This window comes from Streptomyces sp. NPDC049597, assembly GCF_040675505.1.
Lineage (GTDB): Bacteria > Actinomycetota > Actinomycetes > Streptomycetales > Streptomycetaceae > Streptomyces.
Window position 1 is genome coordinate 309,530 of sequence record NZ_JBFAOY010000001.1, and the last position, 21,788, is coordinate 331,317.

The window sequence follows — 21,788 nt, forward strand, 5'->3', positions numbered from 1 at the left end:
CGGCAGTGCGAAGTGTCTGCGTCCGCCGGACGACCGGGCACGGGTGCGGCCGACATGCTCGAAGACATCCGGTCACAGGAAGAGCATCCGGTCACAGGAAGAGAAGGAGCACCTGATGTCTGTTCGTCGCCTGCTTGCCGCCACCGCCGCCGCCCTGCTCGGAGGCATCGGACTTGCCGCACCGGCGGCGGCGCACACCTCGGTCCAGCCGGCCGCCGCCGGCCTCTACGACGTCAGCCTCGGACGAGTCGGAGCCTCCACGGGCGCGCTGCTGGGCCTGGCCGCCGTGGCCATCGCCTGGCTGGCGCTGGCCCGCCCCGCCGGTCGCCTCGGCGTCGGCAAAGGATCGCTCGGGGCCGTGGTGGCCCTGGTGGGGGGACTGACCGGCATGGCCCTCGGCGGACTGGTCGCGGCCACCGCGGAGGGGGGTCTGGGCACCGGCAACGGGCTGGGCGGGGCGTACGTGGCCATGCTGGTGGGGCTGATCGGCACGGCCCTCGGCGGACTGGCCCTGGGCCGCTCCCGCCGCACCGGCTGACCGCAGCGGACATGAGCATGCGTCCAGGGCTTCTTGAGGACCGACCGGATTCCGGCTGCGCGGCCGGCTGAGCGGTACGTGCCGCGGACCGCCGGGGCGGCTGCCCCGGCCGTCCTCGCGTGGGCGAGGCGGCTGCGGAGCGGGACTCCGAGAGGCCCCGCACGCAAGCCCGCCCGGTCGTCGCCCGACTCCACCGGGTACGACGTGCGGCTTCACCATGCGTGTGATGCGCTGGAGGGAGTGGACGACCCGAGGTACCACCCCGGCCCGCCCCTTGAGGGGCCTTTCCCCGCAGGAGGTCTCCGCGCGCGAGCGGAGACGGGCTGTGACAAGGAGGAGCCCATGTCCGACACGACGAAATCGGCACGGCACCTGAGCGGCCTGCGAAACGCTCGCTATGGCGAGGTCCTTCTCATCTCGCCCGGCGACGACGGTCGTCTCAAGGCAGCCGTGTACAACACCTTCGGTCTCAACGACTGTCCGCCGGAGCGGTGGAACGCGCTGGACCCGAGCGCGCTGGCCCAGCAGTTCAACGTGCCGATGGTGTTCCTCAACGGACCCCGCTTCTGGACGATCGACGAGGTCACGGCGTTCGAATGGGGGGACACCGCGATGTTCGACGGCCTGGAGGCCCGCTGCGTGGCCGAAGTCCACATCCCCGCGGCGATCGATCCCACCGGGGCGACGGGCAGGGCGTACTACGTCGATTCCACGGTGAAACGGGACACCGAGTACGTCCTGTCCGGCGGCAGACCGGTGCACGCGCTGGTCACCCCGGACGACCGCACGTACGTCCTGCAGGCGTACTCCCACACCGTGGACGACAGCCAGACGTTGGACTCGCTGGCCACGCTCGACCGGCGCCTGCGGCTCCCGGAGGGCTGGCAGTACCGGGTCCACACCCTGGAAGACGACCTTGTCGTGCGGACTGTCGATGGAGAGGCCCACGTCGTGCAGGACGAGCTGGAGAACACGTACATGCTCCTCGCCCACTGAGCCGTGCCCGGCGGCGGGCGGTGCGCTCCTCGAAGTGGCTTGCCCGCACGGGTGGTTGGGGCCGGTGTCGACGCACCCGTCCCCGTGGGCCAGGAATCCTGTGAACGACCAGGCGCAGCCCGCGCCGGCCTGTGCGCGGCGTCAAGCCCGACCGCGACCGGTAAAGTGGCGACCTTCGGCCGGCAAAAGCCGTACGGAGTCCTCGAAGGCCGGGCACCTCATGCATCTCGCCGACCGTCCCGCAGGCAGCCGTCTCAGCGCCGCCCTGGACAACCTCGCCGTCACCTTCCGCGGCATGACCGCGCGTCCGGACGAGAGCAACTGCGAATGCCACTGGGGCAGCGCCGAGGAGCTCGCCCTTCTGAAGACGCCGGACCTGGAGCTGGATCCGGATCTCCTGCGCCGGAGCTGGCAGGCCATCGACTGGACCGATCACGCGGCCGTGCTGCGCCGCATCCTGCCGCAGTTCGCCAGGGTGCTGGTGGCCGGTCGCGCGGACCCCGTGTTCGGACTGGAACAGGCCGGGTACTCCTTCGCCCGCGGCCGCTGGCAGCAGTGGCCCGAGGATCACGCCGGTCCGGTACGCGAGTTCCTGCATGCCTGGTGGACGCAGAGCCTCACCGAACCGGATCCGGTCGTCCCGGCGCACCAGGTCTTCGTGATGTGCGCCGAGGCGTCCGGAACGGTCGGCCCCTGGCTCGCCGACTGGGAGAAGGAGACCGGGTACCTCAGCGACCTGCGTCTGGCCGAGGCGGCGGCGGAATGGGAGTACGAGCTCCTGGGAGACAGCCTGCCGTGGAGCGTCGAATGGTACGAGCACGACAAGGAGGAGATGCGCGCCGAACTGGTCGCCTGGCTCCTCGGCCACGCGGCGGTACGGCTCCGCGCGTCGGGCGCACCGGCGGATCTGCGGCACCGGATACGGCTGCTCGGACTCACCGATGAGGATCGCTGGACGGATCGGCACTGGCCCGGCCACCGCTACTGACGAGAACGGGCGGCGCCGGCTGTCGTGGCGGCACGCGGGGTGCGCCGAGGCGTGGCGTCCGGCGGGCCGCTCCGCGCTAGGAGACCACTCCGCCGGACGCCTCGATCAGCCAGTACAACGAGCCGCTTCCGTACGGCCACCCGGTGGTGGCCACATCGACCCAGCCGGCACCCGGCCCGCTGCCGGCGGCGTCCCACCACCACCAACTACGGTCATCGCCTTCGCCGTCGACGGGGTCGAAATAGTAGAGCCAGTTCGACAGCCTCCAGCGGCCTCGGGAAGCGGCAACCTTCTCGGCCCAGGTCTTGGCCTGCCACTCGGCAAGCCAAGCGGCGACATCCCGAGAGGGATCCGGAGGTCGTTCAGGTGCGCATGCCTGCACGAACCAAGGGGGCAGCAGCTGTGGCCAGACCTCGTCGGCAGGCCATGGCTCCATGTTCTCGATCACCCGCCCGAGCACGTCACGCGCCCGCTCGATCACCGAGACCGGGTCGTCGGCCAGGAAGTGAACCCGCACCACGAAGGCGTGTTCGTCGGGTTGCGGCCCGCTCCGTATCCGCCGGAGTTCATTCACTGGAGTCTCCATGAACCAAGAACGTGTCACAACGTGTCACATGGGCGTCGACGCAGGCGCACGGCTCCGGAGCTCCCCTGCCTCCCGGCAATGCACGCCGCGCCTTCTGAATCCCTAGCTCTGGCCGACCCGGTCCGCGGCGACCGTACCCGCCGCACCTGACTCGACCAGTTCCGGCTGCGGTTCACGTCGCGGTTCCGGCAGATGCACCGACGCGGCCTTCCCGTCCCACAGCCTGGTGACCCGTACGTAGCCGTAGATCACCGAGATCGTCGCCAGGACGAGCAACGGACCGAACACCCACGGATGTTCGGCCATCTCCACCGACAGATGGCGGTACGACACCAACAGCGCGGCGAAGACCACGGTGCCGTGGACGACCAGTTGGGTTCCCGCCCGGTCCCAGCCGCGGTCGAGCGCGCGCAGCGCCGTCTCGATCGTGAGCGTGAAGACCACACCGGCGATGATGTCCGCGCCGTAGTGGTAGCCGAAGCCCAGCGTCGCGCCGAGCGTGGCGATCAGCCAGGACGTGCCCAGGAGGCGCAGTGCCCAGGGGCCCTTGAGGGAGTGGATGAAGATCGCGGTGGCCCAGGCGGTGTGCAGACTGGGCATGCAGTTGCGCGGCGTGATCCCGTCGAAGGGCATCGGCTGCGGGGTGCCGACCGGTGGCGGTGTGTCCGGCCACAGATCGGCCACCGCCCAGTGCCCTCCGTCGGCGCCGTAGGCGAAGATCGGTCCGACCACCGGGTAGATCATGTAGATGCCCGGCCCGAGCAGGCCGATGACCAGGAACGTGCGCACCAGATGGTGGCCCGGGAAGCGGCGCTCGACCGCCACGTTGCGCAGCTGGTACAGCGCGACGACGACCGCGCCCACCGCGAGCTGGACGTAGACCCAGTCGAGAACATGGGCGCCGACCGGGCCGGTGGCCGCGACCATCCGCCCCACAACCCACGACGGGTCACCCAACGCGTGATCGGCGGCCGCCACGTACTGGTCGAGCACCGTCGGACGCGTCTTCGAGGTGATCAGCAGCCAGGTGTAGCCGGTCTTGCGGCCGGCCACCAGCAGCAGGGCCAGTCCGACGCCTTTCAGCAGCAGGACGCGGTCCCGGCCGGTGCGGCGCGTGACGGCGACGACGGCACAGGCCAACGTCACCCACAACGCGCCGTTGCCGTACATCATCTCGGCGTCGACAGCCCACCGGACAAGCCAGAAGACGACGTCGATGCCGATGGCGGCGCCGACCGCGATGAACCGCTCCCGCCACGTGAGCACCACCAGCATCAACGCCATGCTGACGTACAGCACCGTCCCCGATTTGGGGGCGAATATCACCTCGCGCGCCTGGTCGGAGATCGGCCCCCGCTCTCCGTACCGACGCGCGGCGATCTCCAGTGCGATGAGGAACGCGAGTCCCACCGCACCCACCGCGAACCACAGCATGACGCGTGGTTGACGCCAAGCAGCCGACCGAGGGCTGCCACTTCGCCGCGAAGACCCTCGCGTCCGTGTGGATATCAATTTTTCAACCGATTTGTGATATTTCAACGTGATCGTAATGAGCTCGAACATGCTAGCGGAACAAGCGGGTTCGCCTATCACGGTTAACCAAAAGCAGGGGTCGGTTCCCCCTTTGCCCGCAGGGACTCACTGCGGGGGCTGATGTCAGCGGCCGAACAGATGCGGGTACGAGCAGGGCTCCGGAGCGGTGTCCTTGCGGTCGGCCCACTGCCACCAGAAGTGACGCTGCGGGCATTCCCAGAGCCCGCGGCAGACGCGCGCGCCGTCTTCCTCGCGCCGGCACAGCGCCCAGCCACCGAACCGCATCGGCTGGGCGCACTCGGGACACGGGGTCGGGGAGCTGTGCACCATGACCGCACGGTATTGCGTGGGCGCGGTGCCACGCAGTGACCGGTCCCGTTGATGTCAGATGTGCACGTCAAAGGCCTCCAGCCCTGATCGGCTGGAGGCCTTCCCACCGGTGGGCGCGGACGGTTTCGAACCGCCGACATCTGCTTTGTAAGAGCAGCGCTCTACCCCTGAGCTACGCACCCGTGGATGAGGCCACAGCCTACCTTGCGCACACCCCCCACCTCCAAACCGTTCCCCACGCCGCCCCGAGCAGCGACAACGGCAGCATCGTCACGGAGCGTGTCATCTCCGGGACAGTCACGCCGCGTCCCGAAGCGGGTCCCCACGGCTCGGCGACCACGGGTCCGTCGACGGGCGCATCGGCATCGAGCCGCCCGCCTTCCGGCGCTCCGTCACCACAGCGACAACGCGAAAGTCGTGGTGGGCAGCGTGAACTAACAAGCCCGTGTGTTCGTCCTTCTGGTGGGAGTATTGAGCGAAACGGGCACGGCGGACACGGCACGGGAGAGGCATGTGACGGCGAGACACGCGCGGCCGCACCGCAAGGCGCGAGCGAACGCCGTCCGGGACGTGGGGGACGCCCTCGCGCTGGTGTTCCTCCCGCTGCCGCTCCTCGCCGCCGCGCTGCCGGCGGCGTTCGCCGCGGGCGGCACGCGGCGCTGGTTCGGCGGGCGCGGCGAGAGCCAGCGGGCCGACGCCCAGGCCGCCAAGGACGCCGCGGCCGCCGCGTTCTACGAGCTGGACACCGCCCAGCGCGACCTGCGGATCTCGATCGAGACGATCAGCGCCGTGGACAGTTCGCCGGGTGCCCGCCGCGCGGTGGACGACTTCGCCTCGCTGGGGCGCCGTATCGACGAGGTGAGCCACACCTACATCACCGCCGTCGACGCGCACGACCTCGACCGGGACGACCTGGAGGCGTCGGTCGCCGCCCGGGCGCGTGCGGAGCTCCACCGGGCCAAGGACGAGCTCGTACGGGTCAAGGGCGAGCTCGACCGGTTCGCGCAGGGGCTCGGGCCGCTGCTCGACAAGGCGGAGACGCAGCTCGCCCGGCTCGCGCCCGCCGTGGAGCGTGCGCGGCAGGCGCTCCTCTCCGCGAGCAACGCTCTCGATTCGGTGCGCGGCTCCGGGCTGAGAGCGGACGATCTCGCCGGCCGGCTCGCCGCCCTCGGCCCCGAGCTGACCAAGCTCAACGAAGGCGCCGGCCGGCACGGCGTCACCGAGACCCTCCAGCGCGCCGACCGCGTGCTGCGCGACGCCGAGGCGGTACGGGCCGAGGCCGAGCGGCTGCCCGAGCGCGCGGCCGAGATCGACCGGCGCCTGGTGTCCCTGCGCACCCGCGCCCAGGCCCTGAGCACGCGCGCCGAGTCCGTCAATCCCGTCCTGAGCGAGCTGCGGCGCCGTTTCTCGGCGGCGTGCTGGCAGGACCTCCAGCCCGTTCCCGAGCAGGCCGCGGCCGGTATCCGGCGCGCGGAGGAGAAGCTGAAGGAGGCCGGCAAGGCGCGCGAGGAGCAGCGCTGGCCCGACGCCACCGCCCTGCTCGGCACGGTCCGCGCCCTGCTCAACGCCACGGACGAGGCCGTCTCCGCGGCCGGCGGCCGCCTTCAGCGGCTCAACGCCGTCGCCAAGGATCCGCAGCAGGAGATCGAACGGACCCGGTTCGCGATCCGTGACGCCCAGCGGCTGGCCATGGCCGGACGGAGCACCCCCGACCCCCGCCACGCCCGCCCCCTGGACGACTCGGTCGCGCGCCTGGAGCGGGCGGTCTCCGGGCTGGAGGGCCGCCACCCCGACTATTGGCACTTCCTCCAGGAGACGGAGGCGGTGCGGCGCACGGTCGCGCACGTCGTCGAACGCATCCGCGAGGAGCGCGGCGGCGGACGGGCCTGACGGCCGGGGCGACGTCGCCGATGCGGTCGCGCGCGCGTGACGTCCGCTGGCGGTCCGCCGAGCGGTGGCACGGACGGTTTTCGAACCTCCGACATCTGCTTTGTGAGGGCAGCGCTCCGCCCCAGAGCCACGCACCCGTGGAGAGCCCGCCCACACGTCCTCGACTGCCCCGTCCCCGAGGCCCCGCGCTTGTAGCGCCCGCGGCCCGGGCGGATCCTGAAAGCCGGGGCACGTACGGACGAAGGAGGCCGGCGATGGCCGCAGGACACGTACCGCACCCGAGAGCCGGAGACCGGGCCCACCGCCGCAGCCGCATCAAGCTCGACGAGCATCTGCCCGTCGACCACCGGCTGAGCCGCTTCTACCGCATCGGCGCCGGGCTCATGGGTCTCCTGCTGGTCGCCTTCGGCATCCTGGGACTGATCGACCGGATCGGCTTCTTCGACACCCGGGGGGACACGGTCGCCGGTCTGAACACCAACGGCGCCCTGAGCGTGCTGTCCATCGGCGTCGGGCTGCTGCTCTTCGTCGGCATGGTCGTCGGCGGCAACTTCGCCTCGACCCTGAACATGGTCCTCGGCCTGCTCTTCATCGCCAGCGGGTTCGTCAATCTGGCCCTCCTCGACCGCAGCTTCAACCCGCTCGCCTTCCGCATCCAGAACGTGATGTTCAGCTTCGTGGTGGGCGTGATGCTCATGTTCTTCGGGATGTACGGGAGAGTCAGCGCGACCCTGCCGCACGACAACCCGTACTGGAAGGCCCGCCACCCGGAGGAGGCCGAACGCGAACAGCGGGCCAGGCGCCGCCGTGAACTGGAGGACCGGCGGCCGCAGCCGCCGCTCCGCGGGCCCCGGTAACCTGAGCGCATGCCGCGTTATGAATTCCGCTGCCGGGCCTGCGACGACACGTTCGAGGTGAGCCGGCCGATGGCCGAGTCGTCCGCTCCCGCCACATGCCCGGCCGGGCACGACGACACGGTCAAGCTGCTGTCCGCGGTCGCCGTGGGCGGCACGAGGTCCGCGGGACCCGCGCCCGGCGCCGGTGGCGCGGGCGGCGGCGGTGGGTGCTGCGGCGGCGGCTGCTGCGGCTGACGCCGAGACGATCAACGGCGCCGGTGGCCCCGGCTGTGCCCACAGGCCGTCCCGGGCCCGAGGCCGGTGGCGGGACTGCCGCCGCCCGGCACCGGTGGCGCGTCTGCCGCCGACAGGCGGTCCCGGCCCGGAGCGGTGGCCCCGGCTGCCGCCGACAGGCCGTCCCGGCCCGGAGCCGGTGGCGCGACTGCCGCCGAAAGGCCGCCCCGCCCCGGCGAGGTGGCCCGGCTGTGCCCAGAGGCCGTCCCCGCCCGGAGCCGTGGCCCCGGCTGCCGCCGACAGGCCGCCCCCGCCCGGCGCGGTGGCGCGACTGCCGCCGAAAGGCCGCCCCCGCCCGGAGCCGGCGGCCGGACCGCCGCCGAAAGGCCGCCCCCGCCCCGGGCCCGGCCCCCGGCGCTGGGGCCCGGCCGCAGCCCAGGGCCCTGAGCCCAGGTGAGGCGCACCACCGGCCCCCGGCGTCCGCGACCGCCCCAGGCGGTCAGGCCGCCGGCAGCCCGGCGTGGCCGCCGAAGCGGCGAAGGATCTCCTCGCCCGCCGCCACTCCCGCCTCGGGGAGCGCCTCCACGTGGGGGGCCGTCCAGCCGGCGTCCGCCAGTTCGCCGTGGGCGGGGCGCCAGGCGCGGTCGGCGCACATCAGGAGGTCCGCGTCGAGCAGGGAGTCGCCCGCCGCCAGGGTCAGGCGGGCGCCGGTGCGGCGGGCCACCTCGCGGACCGCCGCGCTCTTGGTGAGCGGCTTGGGGACCGCGTAGATCTTGCGGCCCTGGAGCGACACGGACCAGCCCCGTTCCTCCGCCCAGCCGCTCAGGTCCTTGAGCCAGCCCTCGGGCAGCAGCGCCCGCTCGACGACGAGGTAGGCGAACAGGTCCTCCGCGACCCTCTCCTTCCTGAGCCAGGTGGGGTCGGCCGCGGCGGACAGATGGGCACGGATCTCGGCCAGGGGCGCGCACTGGTCGGCGAGCCGCACGGCGACGGCATCGCGCCAGTCGCGGTCGCTGACGCCGTCGACGAGCAGGTGCCCGCCGTTGGCGCAGATCGCGTACCGCGGCGCGGCACCCGGCAGGCTGATGCGCTGGTACTGCTTGCGGGTGCGGGTGGTCGTGGGGACGAAGACCGTGTCCTCGGTGAGGCGGGCGAGGAGACCGGCCGCCGTCTCGGTCATGTACGACAGGGGCTTGCGCTCGTGCACCTCGACGCACAGCAGCCGGGGCGCCTCCGCGTCGGGCATGGTCAGCGCGAGGGCCGCGTTGGAGTAGATCAGCGTACGGTCGAGGTCGCTGGCGACGAGGACGCTCACTGGCCGGTCACCGCCCTGCCGTCGGCGCCGGTGGCGCCCCGCGTGTACTTGGGGTGGATCAGCCCCACGCAGCTGTAGGGAAGGCCGTCGACCTCCTCGACCGGTACGCCTCTCTGCTCGGCGAGCAGCCGTACGTGGTCGAGGTCGGCGCCCGCGCCGCGCTGGGCGAGGATCTTCCAGGGGACGCGGCGCAGCAGGACGCGCGTGGTCTCGCCGACGCCGGGCTTGACGAGGTTCACGTCGTGGATGCCGTACTCCTCGCTGATCCGCTCGACGGCGGCCCAGCCCTCCCAGGTGGGGGCACGGTCCGCGGCCAGCAGTTCCTTGACGTCGGCGTCGACGGCGTCCGTCACCTCGTCGAAGCGGGCGGCGACGGTGTCGAGGAAGTGGCCGGAGACGTCGGAGGCAGCCAGTTCGCGGTAGAACTTCGCGCCGTGGAAGTCGTCCGGCCCCACCAGGTCCGCGCGGAGCACGGTGCGGGATATGAGGCCGGAGACGGTGGAGTTGAGGCAGGCGGAGGGGATGAGGAAGTCCTCGCGGGTGCCGTAGGTGCGCACGCAGCCGCCGGGGTCGGCGAGGACGGCGATCTCGGGGTTGAAGCCCTCGAACTCGCGCAGCGCCTCGGCCAGTTCGCGGGTGATGGCGCCCTTGCCGGTCCAGCCGTCGACGAACACGACGTCGGCCGGGTCGTGGTGGGCGGCGAGCCAGCGCAGCGCGTTCGCGTCGATGCCCCGGCCGCGCACGATGGAGACGGCGTAGTGCGGGAGGTCGAGGCCGTGCCGCTGCTGTGCCCAGCGGCGCATCAGGACGCCGACGGGCGTGCCGGCGCGGGCGAGGGACACGAGGACGGGGCGGGGCTCCTGGGGGTACCTCCCAGGCCGAAGGCGCTGGGGGAGCTCCGCGAGGACGGTTTCGGTGACCGTGCCGACGGCCCGCGCGATCCGGGCCGCCGACGTCTCGAGCGCGGCCTTGAACAGCGCCTGGTACTGCTCGCTCGGCTGGTACTCGACGGGCAGGGACTCGGCGTAGTGCGCGCCGCCGCTCTGGATGGCCTCCTCGCGCTCCTCCGTGGGCGCCTCCAGCTCGACGTCCGACAGGTCCTGGAGCAGCCAGCCGACCTCCTCGGGCGCGTAGGACGAGAAGGCGGGTCCGCGGAGCGGCTCGGGCAGCATGGAGGCCCTTTCGGGTGCCGGGGGGACGTACGAGGGGACCACCGCGAGGAGCACGTGCGGTGTGTGGGCCGCGAGGAGGGCGAGCAGGCCGTCGGGGCCGTGGAGCTCGGCGGTGTCGGCGGTGGAGTCGACCACCGCGACGACGGCGTCGAAGCCGCCGCCCGCCACGTTGTAGGCGTAGCGCTCGCCGGGGCCGTCGGCGGGGTCGTCGTGGGCGGGGAAGACGAGCCGGGTCCGTATCGCGTAGCCGGGGTCGTCGACGGCGAGGACGGGCGAGCGGGTCGTGGTGGAGTAGGACACGTCGGCGTCGGCGTGCTGGTCCAGGGCGACGCCGATCCGCAGCGGCGCGTACATCAGCTCCTCGAAGCCGAGGACGAGCACGCGGCGGCCGGTGCCGCAGGCTTCGCCGAGCGCGTCGGCGATCCGCAGCGCCATGGCGGGCAGCTCGGCCTCCAGGGCACGCCGGTGCTCGGGGGTGAAGCCGTGGCGCCCGCCGTCGGGGACGCCGGCGGGCCAGTCCAGGTCGATACGGGTGAGCCGGCCCGCGGGCGCCGGGGCCGGGCTCGTGTCGGGGGCCGCAGGCTCGTGCTCCGCCACGAGCGCCTGGCCCTTCTCGAGGACGCCCTCCGGCAGGCGGACGGTGCCGGAGGCGAGGGACACGAGGTCGACGCGCGCGCCGATCTCGTCCGCGAAGGCGGTGAAGCGGCGGCGGTCCGCCTCGGCGCGCATGTCGACGAGCGCGACGATCACGTACTGCTTGCGCGGGAAGCGCTCGTGCAGGTCGCGGATGGTGTTGAGGACGGTGTTGCCCGTGGAGAACTCGTCGTCGACGAGGATCAGCGGACCGTCGCCCGCGAGCAGCCGCGGGTCCTCCGGCAGCAGCAGGTGCGTGGTGGCGTGCGAGTGGGACTCCTCGAACCCGCCGGCGCGGGCGACGCCGTCGACGGGGCGCCGGGTGGAGTGCAGGTAGGGGGCGAGGGCCACGCCGTCGGCGACGGAGTGGCCGAGGCCGGTCGCGGTCTCCGCGTAGCCGAGGACGACCGCGCGGCGGGACGCGGCGTCGCCGAGCAGCTCGCGCACCCGGCGGCCGAGGTCGTACCCGCACTCCCAGACCACGCGCGGGTTCTGCGGCACGTGCTTGCCCAGCACGTTGGACACCAGCAGGTGTGCCCGCTTGGGGTTGCGGCGCAGGGCGAGGCCCAGCAGCTCGGGCAGCCGTTCGTCACCGTCGAGTCCGACTCCGAGCCGGTCCGCGACCCAGCTGCCCGACCACACCACGCCGTCCTTCTCCTTCGTCATGAGTCCGCGACTCCCGCCCGCAGCAGGTCCACGAAGCCGATGTCCTCCTTGGCGACGCCGAACACCTCGGCACGCTGCAGGGTCCGCTCCGCCCAGGCGCGGTGCGGCTTCACCTCGTTCATCTTGTTCGTGTACGCGGAGCGCAGCACGCCGCCGCCTCCGCGCTCGGGGCGCAGGATGTCGCAGGCGTCGCTGTACTCCTCGTGGCTGACCACGGACAGGGCGTGGACGGGCAGCACATGGGAGGGGTGGATGCAGGTCTTGCCGAGCAGGCCGTTGGCCCGGTCGAGCTCGATCTCGCGCAGCAGGCCGTCCATGTCGTGCTCGATGAGCGCCGTGCGCAGCTCCTCGGCCCGCCCTTCGAGGAAGGGACTGCGGCGCAGCTGGGGCTTGAACATGCGCTCCTGGGTGGGGAAGTACTCCCACACCGGGCCGGTGATGGTGAAGCCGGTGCCGTCGGAGCGGCCGAGCACGTTGACCACGTCGGCGATGACGGAGGTCACGATCCGTACGTCGTACGCCGTCATGTCGGGCGAGCGGCGCAGGCCGTACGCGGAGCAGAAGTCGGTGACGCCGAGGCGCAGGGCGAGGACCCGGTCGCGGTACTTGTCGACGGTGCGGGAGATGCCGAGGAGCGTGTCGGTCCTGCTCTCCAGGTAGAGCAGCTCGGGCGACTCCAGGACGGGCATCGCGAACAGCCGGCGCCCGCAGGCGGCCTCGGCGGTGGACAGCGCCTCCAGGAAGGGGACGCCGCGCTCCTCGGTGAACTTGGGCAGGACGAATCCGGTCAGCAGCCGTCCCGCGGGTCCCAGACGCTTCACGAGGCCGGTGATCTGGTCCGGGAAGCGGACCCTGATGAACAGCATGGGCAGTTCGCCGCCGCGTGCGTCGAGGTCGGCGAACTGGCGGACCAGGTTGTCCTCGGCCGCCTCCACGTCCGCGTCGTCGATGGAGTCCTCCAGGCACAGCACCATGGACACGACGCCCCGGCCGGCCTGCTTGACCACGTCGTCGGCGAGCCGCGGGCGGGTGGCCGGGCTGTAGAGCGTGGCGCCGAGAGCCGCGGCGAGCATCCTGGCCGGAGAGCCGGCGTCGAACGCGCACGGCTGCTGGTGGAAGAGTCTCGCCTGGACCGCGGGCGGGATCTGCCCGAAATGACGCATCTATGTCCCCCGTACTGCCTCAACGGCCCTGACAACATGTGGCCGGTAATAGTACGTAGGCGCGGGTGTCGAGAGTTCCCCATGAGCGTGAAATGCAGGTAACTCGTCCACTTCGCACCCGTGTCGCCCGGCCTGTTGGACCGGCGCGCGCAAGGGCCCCCAACTGGGCCCCGCGTTGTCCCGGGCGCCCTCGTGCAGGCAGGATGACGGGCATGACGCACGCGATGCTGAAGGGCTCGAACGTCCCTCTCGATGCCACGGCCGTACGGGCCGTGCTGCGCTGGACCCCGGGCGCCGGGGTGCCGGACGTGGACGCGTCGGCGCTGCTGCTCGGCACCGACGGCCGTGTGCGCTCCGACGAGGACTTCGTCTTCTACAACCAGCCGCGCCATCCCTCGGGTCTGGTGCGCCGGCTGCCGAAGAAGCGGATAGCCGAGCACCTGACGGACACCGTCGAGGCGGACCTGGGGGCACTGGACACCTCCGTCGATCAGGTCGTGATCGCCGCCTCCTCCGATGGCGGCACCTTCGAGCATGTAGGGGATCTGCGCATACTGCTCCACGACGCGGCCGTGCCCGGCGCGGATCCGCTGGCCGTCTTCGACGTGAAGCCGGAGACGGGCGAGGAGACGGCGATCATCTGCGGCGAGCTGTACCGGCGCGGGGACGGCTGGAAGTTCCGTGCGGTGGCGCAGGGCTACCCGACGGGCCTCGTGGGGCTCGCGACCGCGTTCGGCATCTCGGTGGACGAGGCGGAGGCGGCCGCGGAGCCGTCCGCCGAGCCCTCCGGGGACCCCGCGGCGGCGACCCAGGCGGTCCCGCCCCCGCCGGCGCAGCCCGCGCCCGCCTACGGCTATCCGCAGTCGGACGCCACCCGGCCCGCGTACGGCTACCCGCACTCCGCCCCGCCCCCGCCGCAGACGCCCCCGCAGACCGCGCCGCCCGCGCCCGGGTACGGCTATCCGCAGCCGGCTCCCCTGGCCGCGCACGCGCCCGACCCGAACTTCCGGCTGCCCCCGATGGGCCCGCAGTTCCTGCGGCCGTAGCCGCCGGGGCCCGGCACGAGGCGCTCTCCGGCGCACCGGCGCGGGCCGTTCCGGGCGCCTTCGTCAGACCCGGCTCTTGTAGCCGCGGCCCCACTGCAGCCCCCATCCGTAGAGCCGGTCGAGCTCTGCCTGGAAGCCGTACACGAACTTCACCTCGCGGCGCACGACCAGCTCTCCCTTGACGTTCTCCACGGAGAAGACCGCGCAGGAGCGGGCCTGGGGCGCGCGCTCGTCGAGCTCGATCTCCACGCGCGGGCCGTTGCTCGGGTAGAGCGTGCAGTGCGCGTGCGTGCGGTCGAAGGCGGGCGTCTGGTCGTAGATGTAGACGAAGAAGAGCAGGCGCTTGATCTCGTCCCGGTGGTCGAGGTTGACGAAGATCGTCTCGCCGGAGGGGGCGCCGAACCGGTCGTCGCCGCTGAGGCGTACGTACGGCGGTTCGTTCAGGCTGCCGAAGAAGCTGCCCAGCGGCTGCACCACCCCCTTGCTGCCGTCCGTCAGCTCGTACAGGCAGCCGAGGTCCAGGTCCACGTTGACCACGCCCTGGGTGTGGGCCTGGACCACGTCCGGCTGGAAGAGCTTGAACGGGTGGCGCAGGATCCGGCCGCCCTGGCGTGAGCGCCCCTCGATGTCCGAGGTGCGCATCCGCCAGGAGAGGTTGACGCGCAGATTGCCGGTGGCCGCGCCCTGTTTGGTGAGCGAGACCGTCGGGCGCCGCTTGGTCAGCTCTATGGAGTTGGTGGCGGCGCTGCCGGAATCGAACTGCGCCGCGCTCCCCCGAAACAGGTTGTCCCAGAAGGCCATGCCCCACCCCACACTCGGTCGTCAGATCCCCGCGTCATGCCGCGGGGCGGCCTCGAGGCTCGAGAACCTCGTGACCGCCCCGTTCAGAGCGTTCCCTCCTCGCGGAGGGTGTCACACCCCGGACGACACCCCGGCTTTGTCGCCCGAGTCGGCACTCCCCTCGGCCGCCGCGAGCGCCTTGTTGCGCCGCAGCGAGGACCAGAAGGAGGCGGCGATCAGGAACACGCCGACGAGGCCGGTGATGATCTCGCTGATCTCGTGCTGGATGGTGATGAGCAGGATGACCGCGAGCGCGCCGATCGCGTAGTGGGCGCCGTGCTCCAGGTAGACGTAGTCGTCGAGGGTGCCCTGGCGGACCAGGTAGACGGTCAGCGACCGGACGTACATCGCGCCGATGCCGAGCCCCAGCGCCATCCAGAAGATGTGGTTGGTGATGGCGAAGGCGCCGATGACGCCGTCGAAGGAGAAGGACGCGTCGAGGACCTCCAGGTACAGGAAGAGGAAGAACGCGGCCTTGCCGGCCAGGCCGACCGCGGAGACCGGCTTGCCCTCCTTCTTGGCCTGCTCCTCCTCCTCGTGCTCGCGCTCCTCCTCTTCCTCCAGCTTGTCCTCGAAGTAGCCGGAGAGGCCGCCGACGACCAGGTACGTGATCAGGCCGGCGACGCCGGAGAGGAGCACGGTGGCCGACTTGTCGGCGTGCCCGGTGCTGGTGTGCGCCTGGGTGGCGAAGGTCATGGCGGTGATCATCAGGACGATCAGCGCGATGCAGACCGAGAGCATGTCGACCTTGCCGAGCTTGGCCACCGGGCGCTCCAGCCAGGCCAGCCACTTGTGCTCGCGCTCCTCGAACATGAAGTCCAGGAAGATCATCAGCAGGAACATGCCACCGAACGCGGCGATGGCCGCGTGCGCGTCGGTGACGAGGTCCTCGTACCGACCGGGGTTGTCCATGGCGAGCTGGACCGCTTCGATCGGTCCGACCTTGGCGCTGATGGCGACGATCACGACGGGGAAGACCAGTCGCATACCGAAGACGGCGATCAGAATGCCGATCGTCAGGAAGATCTTCTGCCAGAAGGCGTTCATCTTCTTGAGGATTCCGGCATTGACGACCGCGTTGTCGAACGACAGCGAGATCTCCAGGATCGACAGGATCAGTACGATCCCGAACGCCTCCCAGCCCCACTGCCAGGCGGCGAATGCGAGGCCGAGCGCCGTGACGGCGAACGACCAGCCGAAGGTTTTCAGAACCACTGGCTACCCAATCGTGTAATGGTCCCCCGGGCGATGCCCGGGGGAGGGTCTCCCCCGCGCCGCACGCGGCTTTACGAAACGTTGACCCCGAAGTCTAGAGCGATGCCCCGCAGGCCCGACGCGTACCCCTGTCCTACCGCCCGGAACTTCCACTCGCCCCCGTAGCGGTAGAGCTCACCGAAGATCATCGCGGTCTCCGTCGAGGCGTCCTCGCTGAGGTCGTAGCGCGCGAGTTCCTGGCCGTCGGCCTGGTTGACCACGCGGATGAAGGCGTTGCTCACCTGGCCGAAGGTCTGGCCCCGGTTGTCGGCGTCGTGGATGGAGACCGGAAAGACGATCTTGTCGACCGTGGCCGGCACCTTGGAGAGGTCCACCAGGAGCGACTCGTCGTCGCCGTCGCCCTCACCCGTGAGGTTGTCCCCGGTGTGCTCGACGGAGCCGTCGGGGCTCGTGAGCTGGTTGTAGAAGACGAACCACTCGTCGCCGAGGACGCGGCCGTTCTGGCAGAGCAGGGCGCTGGCGTCGAGATCGAAGGGTGCTCCCGTGGTGGAGCGTGCGTCCCAGCCGAGCCCGACGAGGACCTGGGTGAGATTGGGTGCGGCCTTGGAGAGGGAGACATTGCCTCCCTTGGCGAGCGTGACGCCCATGATGGTGAGTCCTCCCCTGGGGTGGCTGGGTTGAGAGGCACGTCCGGCGCCGCACCAGAAGGAGTGCGGCGCCGGACATGGGAACTGCTGGGCTCAGACGTTCACGCCGAAGTCCTGCGCGATGCCGCGCAGGCCCGAGGCGTAACCCTGGCCGACGGCGCGGAACTTCCACTCCGCACCGTGCCGGTAGAGCTCGCCGAAGACCATCGCCGTCTCGGTGGAGGCGTCCTCGGAGAGGTCGTACCGCGCGATCTCGGCGCCGCCGGCCTGGTTCACGACGCGGATGAAGGCGTTGCGGACCTGGCCGAAGGACTGCTGGCGGGTCTCGGCGTCGTAGATCGACACCGGGAAGACGATCTTGTCGACGTCGGCGGGGACACCGGCCAGGTTCACCTTGACCTGCTCGTCGTCGCCCTCGCCCTCGCCGGTGAGGTTGTCACCGGTGTGCTCGACCGAGCCGTCGGCGCTCTTCAGGTTGTTGAAGAACACGAAGTCCTGGTCGTTGCGGACCTTGCCCTGCGCGTTGACCAGGATGGCGCTGGCGTCGAGGTCGAAGTCGGTGCCGGTGGTGGTGCGAACGTCCCAGCCCAGACCGACGGTGACGGCGGTCAGGCCAGGGGCCTCCTTGGTCAGCGAGACGTTGCCGCCCTTGCTGAGGCTGACTCCCACGAGTCCCTCCATTGGATGTTCAGGGGCAGCGCCCCCGTCGTTCGTTGCTGTTGGGATCAACGAAAGGATCCTAGTGACCGGTTCCCGGCCGCCGTGCTATTTCCGGGCGATCGCCGGGAAACCCCGTGGTCCGCGGCGGCCGGTGCGCCGGGAGCGGCTCAGAGCGCGCCGAGGGCCTCGACGTAGTCGTTCAGGTCGCGTGCGTCGGGCAGGGCGTTGACCACGGTCCAGCGCACGACGCCCTCCTTGTCGATGATGAAGGTGCCGCGCACCGCGCAGCCCTTCTCCTCGTCGAAGACGCCGTAGGCCCGGGAGGTCTCGCCGTGCGGCCAGAAGTCGGACAGCAGCGGGTACTCGAGGCCCTCCTGCTCGGCGAAGACGCGCAGGGTGTGGATCGAGTCGTTGGAGACCGCGAGGAGCTGGGTGTCGTCGTTGACGAACGTCGGCAGCTCGTCGCGCAGGGCGCACAGCTCTCCCGTGCACACGCCGGTGAAGGCGAAGGGGTAGAAGAGCAGCACCACGTTCTTCTCGCCGCGGAACTCGGACAGCGTGACGGTGCGCCCGTGGTTGTCCTTGAGCTCGAACTCCGGAGCCTTGTCACCGACCTCGATGGCCATGGAAAACGCATCCCTTCTGTGAGCCGGTCAGGTGAACGACCACCCTACGCAGAAGGCGCGGGCCCCATGCGCGAGGCCCCCGCCGACTGCTCCCCCCGGGTCGGGGGAGGTGTCGGCGGGGGCCTCGCGATGCTGTCGGATCGCACACGGCGCCGCGGCCGGCGCTCCTCGCGGCCTAGCGCTTCTTCGCCGCGGCCTTCGGCGTCACCAGACGGGTGCCCGCCCAGTCCTTGCCGGCGCTGATGCTCTTGGTCTGCGACAGCCCCGCGGTGGTGGCGGCCTCGCCGATCTCGCTGGGCTCGACGTAGCCGTCACGGCCGGTCTTCGGCGTCAGCAGCAGGATCTGGCCGCCTTCCTCCATGTAGGCGATGGCATCCACCAGCGCATCGGTCAGGTCCCCGTCGTCCTCGCGGAACCAGAGCACCACGGCATCGGCCACGTCGTCGTAGTCCTCGTCGACGAGCTCCGTGCCGGTGACCTCTTCGATGGCCTCGCGGAGCTCCTGGTCGACGTCGTCGTCGTAGCCGATCTCCTGGACCACCTGGTCGGGCTGGAAACCCAGCCTTGCGGCCAGGTTCGTCTCCGCGTGGTCCGCGGTCGCGCTCACGGCTTGCCTCCTGATCTTGTTCTTTGGAATGCCTTGAGGCCACGCGCGTACGCGTGGCATTGGCCGTAGTCCACACGGGCGGGACGGATCGCGCAAGTACCCGGCCGTACGGACCGCCGAAACGGTGACGTTTGCGGCCGTCTCGGCGCAACTCCAGGCAGCGCCCGGTGACCCGTGCGTGAAGGGACCACGCCTTTTGTCCGTCATTGCCGCATACCTACCCCTCGATCCCTCAATCGGAACCGAACGACCGAACGAAACGCATGGACGGGTTGAGCGTATGGTTGCGATTTGGCCGGGCCGGTACCCGGGGCCTCGGCCCGATGTCACGAAGTCCGGGGGTTACCCCTCGGTAGAGGTGACGTACGCCTCCCTGCGGTACACGATGGAGGCGGTGCGACAGCTTCCCCGACATCACGTCAGCGCGTCTTCCCGTGATCTTGTCGCGGCAGACCCCCGAACAGCGAAGGAATAGCGTGGCTTCCGGATCCGATCGCAACCCGATCATCATTGGCGGCCTTCCCAGCCAGGTCCCGGACTTCGATCCCGAAGAGACCAAGGAGTGGCTGGACTCTCTCGACGCCGCCGTCGACGAGCGGGGCCGCGAGCGCGCCCGCTACCTGATGCTCCGCCTGATCGAGCGGGCGCGCGAGAAGCGCGTGGCCGTGCCCGAGATGCGCAGCACGGACTACGTCAACACCATCGCCACCAAGGACGAGCCGTTCTTCCCCGGCAACGAGGAGATCGAGCGCAAGATCCTCAACGCCACCCGCTGGAACGCCGCGGTGATGGTCTCCCGCGCGCAGCGCCCCGGCATCGGCGTCGGCGGCCACATCGCCACGTTCGCGTCCTCCGCCTCCCTGTACGACGTGGGCTTCAACCACTTCTTCCGCGGCAAGGACGACGGCAAGGGCGGCGACCAGATCTTCTTCCAGGGGCACGCCTCCCCCGGCATCTACGCCCGCGCGTTCCTGCTGGACCGGCTCTCCGAGCAGCAGCTCGACGCGTTCCGCCAGGAGAAGTCGAAGGCGCCGTACGGCCTGTCCAGCTACCCGCACCCGCGGCTGATGCCGGACTTCTGGGAGTTCCCGACCGTCTCGATGGGCCTCGGCCCGCTCGGCGCGATCTACCAGGCGCGGATGAACCGCTACATGGAGGCCCGCGGCATCGCCGACACCTCCGACTCGCACGTGTGGGCCTACCTCGGCGACGGCGAGATGGACGAGCCCGAGTCGCTGGGCCAGCTGTCCATCGCCGCCCGCGAGGGCCTGGACAACCTGACCTTCGTCGTCAACTGCAACCTGCAGCGCCTCGACGGCCCGGTCCGCGGCAACGGCAAGATCATCCAGGAGCTGGAGTCGCAGTTCCGCGGCGCCGGCTGGAACGTGATCAAGCTGGTGTGGGACCGCACCTGGGACCCGCTGCTCGCGCAGGACCGCGACGGCGTGCTGGTCAACAAGCTCAACATCACGCCGGACGGCCAGTTCCAGACGTACGCCACCGAGACGGGCGCGTACATCCGGCAGCACTTCTTCGGTGACGACCACCGACTGCGCGCCATGGTCGAGAACATGAGCGACCACCAGATCCTCATGCTGGGCCGCGGCGGGCACGACCACCGGAAGATCTACGCGGCGTACGCGGCGGCGCGCGCGCACAAGGGCCAGCCAACCGTGATCCTCGCCCAGACGGTCAAGGGCTGGACGCTCGGCCCGAACTTCGAGGGCCGCAACGCCACGCACCAGATGAAGAAGCTGACGGTCGACGACCTCAAGGGCTTCCGCGACCGCCTCCACATCCCGATCTCCGACGCCCAGCTGGAGTCCGGCCTGCCGCCGTACTACCACCCGGGCCCGGAGTCGGAGGAGATCCAGTACATGCACGACCGCCGCAAGGCGCTCGGCGGTTACGTGCCCACCCGCGTCGTGCGCTCCAAGCCGCTCGTGCTGCCCGACGACAAGACGTACGCGGCCGTGAAGAAGGGCTCCGGCCAGCAGTCGATCGCCACCACCATGGCGTTCGTCCGGCTGCTGAAGGACCTCATGCGGGACAAGGAGATCGGCAAGCGGTTCGTGCTGATCGCGCCGGACGAGTACCGCACCTTCGGCATGGACTCGTTCTTCCCGAGTGCGAAGATCTACAACCCGCTGGGCCAGCAGTACGAGGCCGTGGACCGCGAGCTGCTGCTCGCGTACAAGGAGTCGCCGACCGGGCAGATGCTGCACGACGGCATCTCGGAGGCGGGCTGCACGGCGTCGCTGATCGCGGCCGGTTCGGCGTACGCGACCCACGGCGAGCCGCTCATCCCGGTCTACGTCTTCTACTCGATGTTCGGCTTCCAGCGCACCGGTGACCAGTTCTGGCAGATGGCCGACCAGCTGGCGCGCGGCTTCGTGCTGGGCGCGACGGCCGGCCGCACCACGCTGACCGGCGAGGGCCTGCAGCACGCGGACGGCCACTCGCAGCTGCTCGCCTCCACCAACCCGGGCTGTGTCGCCTACGACCCCGCGTTCGGCTTCGAGATCGCGCACATCGTCAAGGACGGTCTGCGCAGGATGTACGGCGGCGACGCCGAGCACCCGCACGGCGAGGACGTCTTCTACTACCTCACCGTCTACAACGAGCCCATCCAGCACCCGGCCGAGCCGGCCGACGTGGACGTGGAGGGCATCCTCAAGGGCATCCACCGCTTCCGGCGCGGCGAGCAGGGCGCGATCCCGGCGCAGATCATGGCGTCGGGTGTGGCCGTGCCGTGGGCGGTCGAGGCGCAGCGCATCCTCGCCGAGGAGTGGAACGTACGCGCCGACGTGTGGTCGGCGACCTCCTGGAACGAGCTGCGGCGCGACGCCGTCGAGGCCGAGGAGCACAACCTGCTCCACCCCGAGGAGGAGCAGCGCGTCCCGTACGTGACGCAGAAGCTGTCCGGCGCCGAGGGCCCGTTCGTCGCGGTCTCGGACTGGATGCGCTCGGTACCGGACCAGATCTCCCGCTGGGTGCCGGGCACTTACACCTCGCTGGGCGCCGACGGTTTCGGCTTCGCGGACACGCGCGGCGCGGCCCGCCGGTACTTCCACATCGACGCGCAGTCGATCGTGCTGGCCGTGCTCACCGAGCTGGCGCGTGAGGGCAAGGTGGACCGCAGCGTGCTGAAGCAGGCGGTGGACCGCTACCAGCTGCTCGACGTGTCGGCCGCGGATCCCGGCGCGGCCGGCGGCGACGCGTAGCCGCTCCCGTCCTGGGGGTGTGCGGGGTTCGTCCCCGCACACC

General features: G+C 70.9%; 20 protein-coding genes and 1 tRNA gene. 8 read left to right on the plus strand and 13 right to left on the minus strand.

The features are described from left to right. The first annotated feature begins 115 nt into the window (after positions 1-115). The 3 genes from AB0K02_RS01430 (at position 116) to AB0K02_RS01440 (ending at position 2,522) form a co-directional block, all read left to right on the plus strand. A complete protein-coding gene (locus AB0K02_RS01430) occupies positions 116-538 on the plus strand; it encodes a DUF6223 family protein (RefSeq protein WP_365990286.1) in 423 nt (140 codons plus the stop codon). 342 nt (positions 539-880) lie between these two features. Next, complete coding sequence (locus tag AB0K02_RS01435; RefSeq protein WP_365990287.1) at positions 881-1,534, plus strand: hypothetical protein; 654 nt, start codon at positions 881-883, stop codon at positions 1,532-1,534. A gap of 220 nt (positions 1,535-1,754) precedes the next feature. After that, complete coding sequence (locus AB0K02_RS01440; protein ID WP_365990288.1) at positions 1,755-2,522, plus strand: hypothetical protein; 768 nt, start codon at positions 1,755-1,757, stop codon at positions 2,520-2,522. Between the two features lie 76 nt (positions 2,523-2,598). On the opposite strand, the gene AB0K02_RS01445 is transcribed toward AB0K02_RS01440, so the two are convergent. The 4 genes from AB0K02_RS01445 to AB0K02_RS01460 form a co-directional block, all read right to left on the minus strand. Further along, positions 2,599-3,096, minus strand: a complete 498-nt coding sequence (locus AB0K02_RS01445) for a hypothetical protein (protein WP_365990289.1) — start codon at positions 3,094-3,096, stop codon at positions 2,599-2,601. Positions 3,097-3,210: 114 nt separating this feature from the next. After that, on the minus strand, positions 3,211-4,542 hold the full coding sequence (locus tag AB0K02_RS01450) for a phosphatase PAP2 family protein (RefSeq protein ID WP_365990290.1): 1,332 nt from the start codon (positions 4,540-4,542) through the stop codon (positions 3,211-3,213). Between the two features lie 222 nt (positions 4,543-4,764). After that, positions 4,765-4,971, minus strand: a complete 207-nt coding sequence (locus AB0K02_RS01455) for a dehydrogenase (RefSeq protein ID WP_365990291.1) — start codon at positions 4,969-4,971, stop codon at positions 4,765-4,767. Positions 4,972-5,081: 110 nt separating this feature from the next. Continuing rightward, positions 5,082-5,153 (minus strand) — tRNA-Val (locus AB0K02_RS01460). A 331-nt stretch (positions 5,154-5,484) separates the two neighbouring features. On the opposite strand from AB0K02_RS01460, the gene AB0K02_RS01465 reads away from it, so the two are divergent. The 3 genes from AB0K02_RS01465 to AB0K02_RS01475 all read left to right on the plus strand — a co-directional run bounded on the left by AB0K02_RS01465 (position 5,485) and on the right by AB0K02_RS01475 (position 7,952). Next, entirely contained in the window at positions 5,485-6,861 is a 1,377-nt protein-coding gene (locus tag AB0K02_RS01465; protein ID WP_365990292.1) for a hypothetical protein, read from the plus strand. Positions 6,862-7,115: 254 nt separating this feature from the next. Further along, on the plus strand, positions 7,116-7,718 hold the full coding sequence (locus AB0K02_RS01470) for a DUF4383 domain-containing protein (RefSeq protein ID WP_365990293.1): 603 nt from the start codon (positions 7,116-7,118) through the stop codon (positions 7,716-7,718). Between the two features lie 9 nt (positions 7,719-7,727). Next, a complete protein-coding gene (locus tag AB0K02_RS01475; RefSeq protein WP_365990294.1) occupies positions 7,728-7,952 on the plus strand; it encodes a zinc ribbon domain-containing protein in 225 nt (74 codons plus the stop codon). 478 nt (positions 7,953-8,430) lie between these two features. On the opposite strand, the gene AB0K02_RS01480 is transcribed toward AB0K02_RS01475, so the two are convergent. From AB0K02_RS01480 to AB0K02_RS01490, 3 genes are read right to left on the minus strand one after another with little or no spacing between them, the layout of a single operon-like run. Further along, positions 8,431-9,246, minus strand: coding sequence for an HAD family hydrolase (locus AB0K02_RS01480; protein WP_365990295.1), 816 nt, complete (start codon positions 9,244-9,246; stop codon positions 8,431-8,433). Continuing rightward, positions 9,243-11,717 carry a phosphoribosyltransferase gene (locus AB0K02_RS01485; protein WP_365990296.1) on the minus strand — a complete coding sequence of 825 codons (2,475 nt, stop codon included), beginning with the start codon at positions 11,715-11,717 and terminating at the stop codon, positions 9,243-9,245. Before AB0K02_RS01485 ends, AB0K02_RS01480 begins: the two co-directional genes overlap by 4 nt. Next, positions 11,714-12,880 (minus strand): HpcH/HpaI aldolase/citrate lyase family protein, encoded by a 1,167-nt coding sequence (locus AB0K02_RS01490; RefSeq protein ID WP_365990297.1) that lies wholly within the window; start codon positions 12,878-12,880, stop codon positions 11,714-11,716. Before AB0K02_RS01490 ends, AB0K02_RS01485 begins: the two co-directional genes overlap by 4 nt. A 212-nt stretch (positions 12,881-13,092) precedes the next feature. Between AB0K02_RS01490 and AB0K02_RS01495 the strand changes: the two genes are divergently transcribed. Next, the gene (locus AB0K02_RS01495; RefSeq protein ID WP_365990298.1) at positions 13,093-13,926 is read left to right on the plus strand and encodes a TerD family protein; all 834 of its coding nucleotides are present in this window, start codon (positions 13,093-13,095) and stop codon (positions 13,924-13,926) included. Positions 13,927-13,989: 63 nt separating this feature from the next. Here AB0K02_RS01495 and AB0K02_RS01500 read toward each other — a convergent pair whose 3' ends face one another. The 6 genes from AB0K02_RS01500 to AB0K02_RS01525 all read right to left on the minus strand — a co-directional run bounded on the left by AB0K02_RS01500 (position 13,990) and on the right by AB0K02_RS01525 (position 18,521). Further along, on the minus strand, positions 13,990-14,727 hold the full coding sequence (locus AB0K02_RS01500; protein WP_365990299.1) for a Tellurium resistance: 738 nt from the start codon (positions 14,725-14,727) through the stop codon (positions 13,990-13,992). A 111-nt stretch (positions 14,728-14,838) separates the two neighbouring features. Further along, a complete protein-coding gene (locus AB0K02_RS01505) occupies positions 14,839-15,981 on the minus strand; it encodes a DUF475 domain-containing protein (protein ID WP_365990300.1) in 1,143 nt (380 codons plus the stop codon). A gap of 71 nt (positions 15,982-16,052) precedes the next feature. Further along, positions 16,053-16,628 (minus strand): TerD family protein, encoded by a 576-nt coding sequence (locus tag AB0K02_RS01510; RefSeq protein ID WP_365990301.1) that lies wholly within the window; start codon positions 16,626-16,628, stop codon positions 16,053-16,055. A gap of 93 nt (positions 16,629-16,721) precedes the next feature. Beyond that, complete coding sequence (locus AB0K02_RS01515) at positions 16,722-17,297, minus strand: TerD family protein (protein WP_365990302.1); 576 nt, start codon at positions 17,295-17,297, stop codon at positions 16,722-16,724. Between the two features lie 158 nt (positions 17,298-17,455). Next, a complete protein-coding gene (locus tag AB0K02_RS01520; protein ID WP_365990303.1) occupies positions 17,456-17,914 on the minus strand; it encodes a peroxiredoxin in 459 nt (152 codons plus the stop codon). Between the two features lie 175 nt (positions 17,915-18,089). Further along, positions 18,090-18,521: a DUF3052 domain-containing protein gene (locus AB0K02_RS01525; protein ID WP_365990304.1), complete on the minus strand. Its 432-nt coding sequence runs from the start codon at positions 18,519-18,521 to the stop codon at positions 18,090-18,092. Between the two features lie 476 nt (positions 18,522-18,997). Between AB0K02_RS01525 and aceE the strand changes: the two genes are divergently transcribed. After that, complete coding sequence (gene aceE, locus AB0K02_RS01530) at positions 18,998-21,745, plus strand: pyruvate dehydrogenase (acetyl-transferring), homodimeric type (RefSeq protein WP_365990305.1); 2,748 nt, start codon at positions 18,998-19,000, stop codon at positions 21,743-21,745. Positions 21,746-21,788: the final 43 nt, after the last annotated feature.

What these genes read in the sequence shown, in the direction of transcription:
- AB0K02_RS01510 (WP_365990301.1), bottom strand. Translation starts at nt 16,628, where the DNA reads ATGGGCGTCACGCTCGCCAAGGGAGGCAATGTCTCCCTCTCCAAGGCC.
- AB0K02_RS01475 (WP_365990294.1), top strand. Translation starts at nt 7,728, where the DNA reads ATGCCGCGTTATGAATTCCGCTGCCGGGCCTGCGACGACACGTTCGAG.
- AB0K02_RS01485 (WP_365990296.1), bottom strand. Translation starts at nt 11,717, where the DNA reads ATGACGAAGGAGAAGGACGGCGTGGTGTGGTCGGGCAGCTGGGTCGCG.
- AB0K02_RS01500 (WP_365990299.1), bottom strand. Translation starts at nt 14,727, where the DNA reads ATGGCCTTCTGGGACAACCTGTTTCGGGGGAGCGCGGCGCAGTTCGAT.
- AB0K02_RS01490 (WP_365990297.1), bottom strand. Translation starts at nt 12,880, where the DNA reads ATGCGTCATTTCGGGCAGATCCCGCCCGCGGTCCAGGCGAGACTCTTC.
- AB0K02_RS01520 (WP_365990303.1), bottom strand. Translation starts at nt 17,914, where the DNA reads ATGGCCATCGAGGTCGGTGACAAGGCTCCGGAGTTCGAGCTCAAGGAC.
- AB0K02_RS01450 (WP_365990290.1), bottom strand. Translation starts at nt 4,542, where the DNA reads ATGCTGTGGTTCGCGGTGGGTGCGGTGGGACTCGCGTTCCTCATCGCA.
- AB0K02_RS01470 (WP_365990293.1), top strand. Translation starts at nt 7,116, where the DNA reads ATGGCCGCAGGACACGTACCGCACCCGAGAGCCGGAGACCGGGCCCAC.
- AB0K02_RS01430 (WP_365990286.1), top strand. Translation starts at nt 116, where the DNA reads ATGTCTGTTCGTCGCCTGCTTGCCGCCACCGCCGCCGCCCTGCTCGGA.
- AB0K02_RS01495 (WP_365990298.1), top strand. Translation starts at nt 13,093, where the DNA reads ATGACGCACGCGATGCTGAAGGGCTCGAACGTCCCTCTCGATGCCACG.
- AB0K02_RS01455 (WP_365990291.1), bottom strand. Translation starts at nt 4,971, where the DNA reads ATGGTGCACAGCTCCCCGACCCCGTGTCCCGAGTGCGCCCAGCCGATG.
- AB0K02_RS01435 (WP_365990287.1), top strand. Translation starts at nt 881, where the DNA reads ATGTCCGACACGACGAAATCGGCACGGCACCTGAGCGGCCTGCGAAAC.
- AB0K02_RS01440 (WP_365990288.1), top strand. Translation starts at nt 1,755, where the DNA reads ATGCATCTCGCCGACCGTCCCGCAGGCAGCCGTCTCAGCGCCGCCCTG.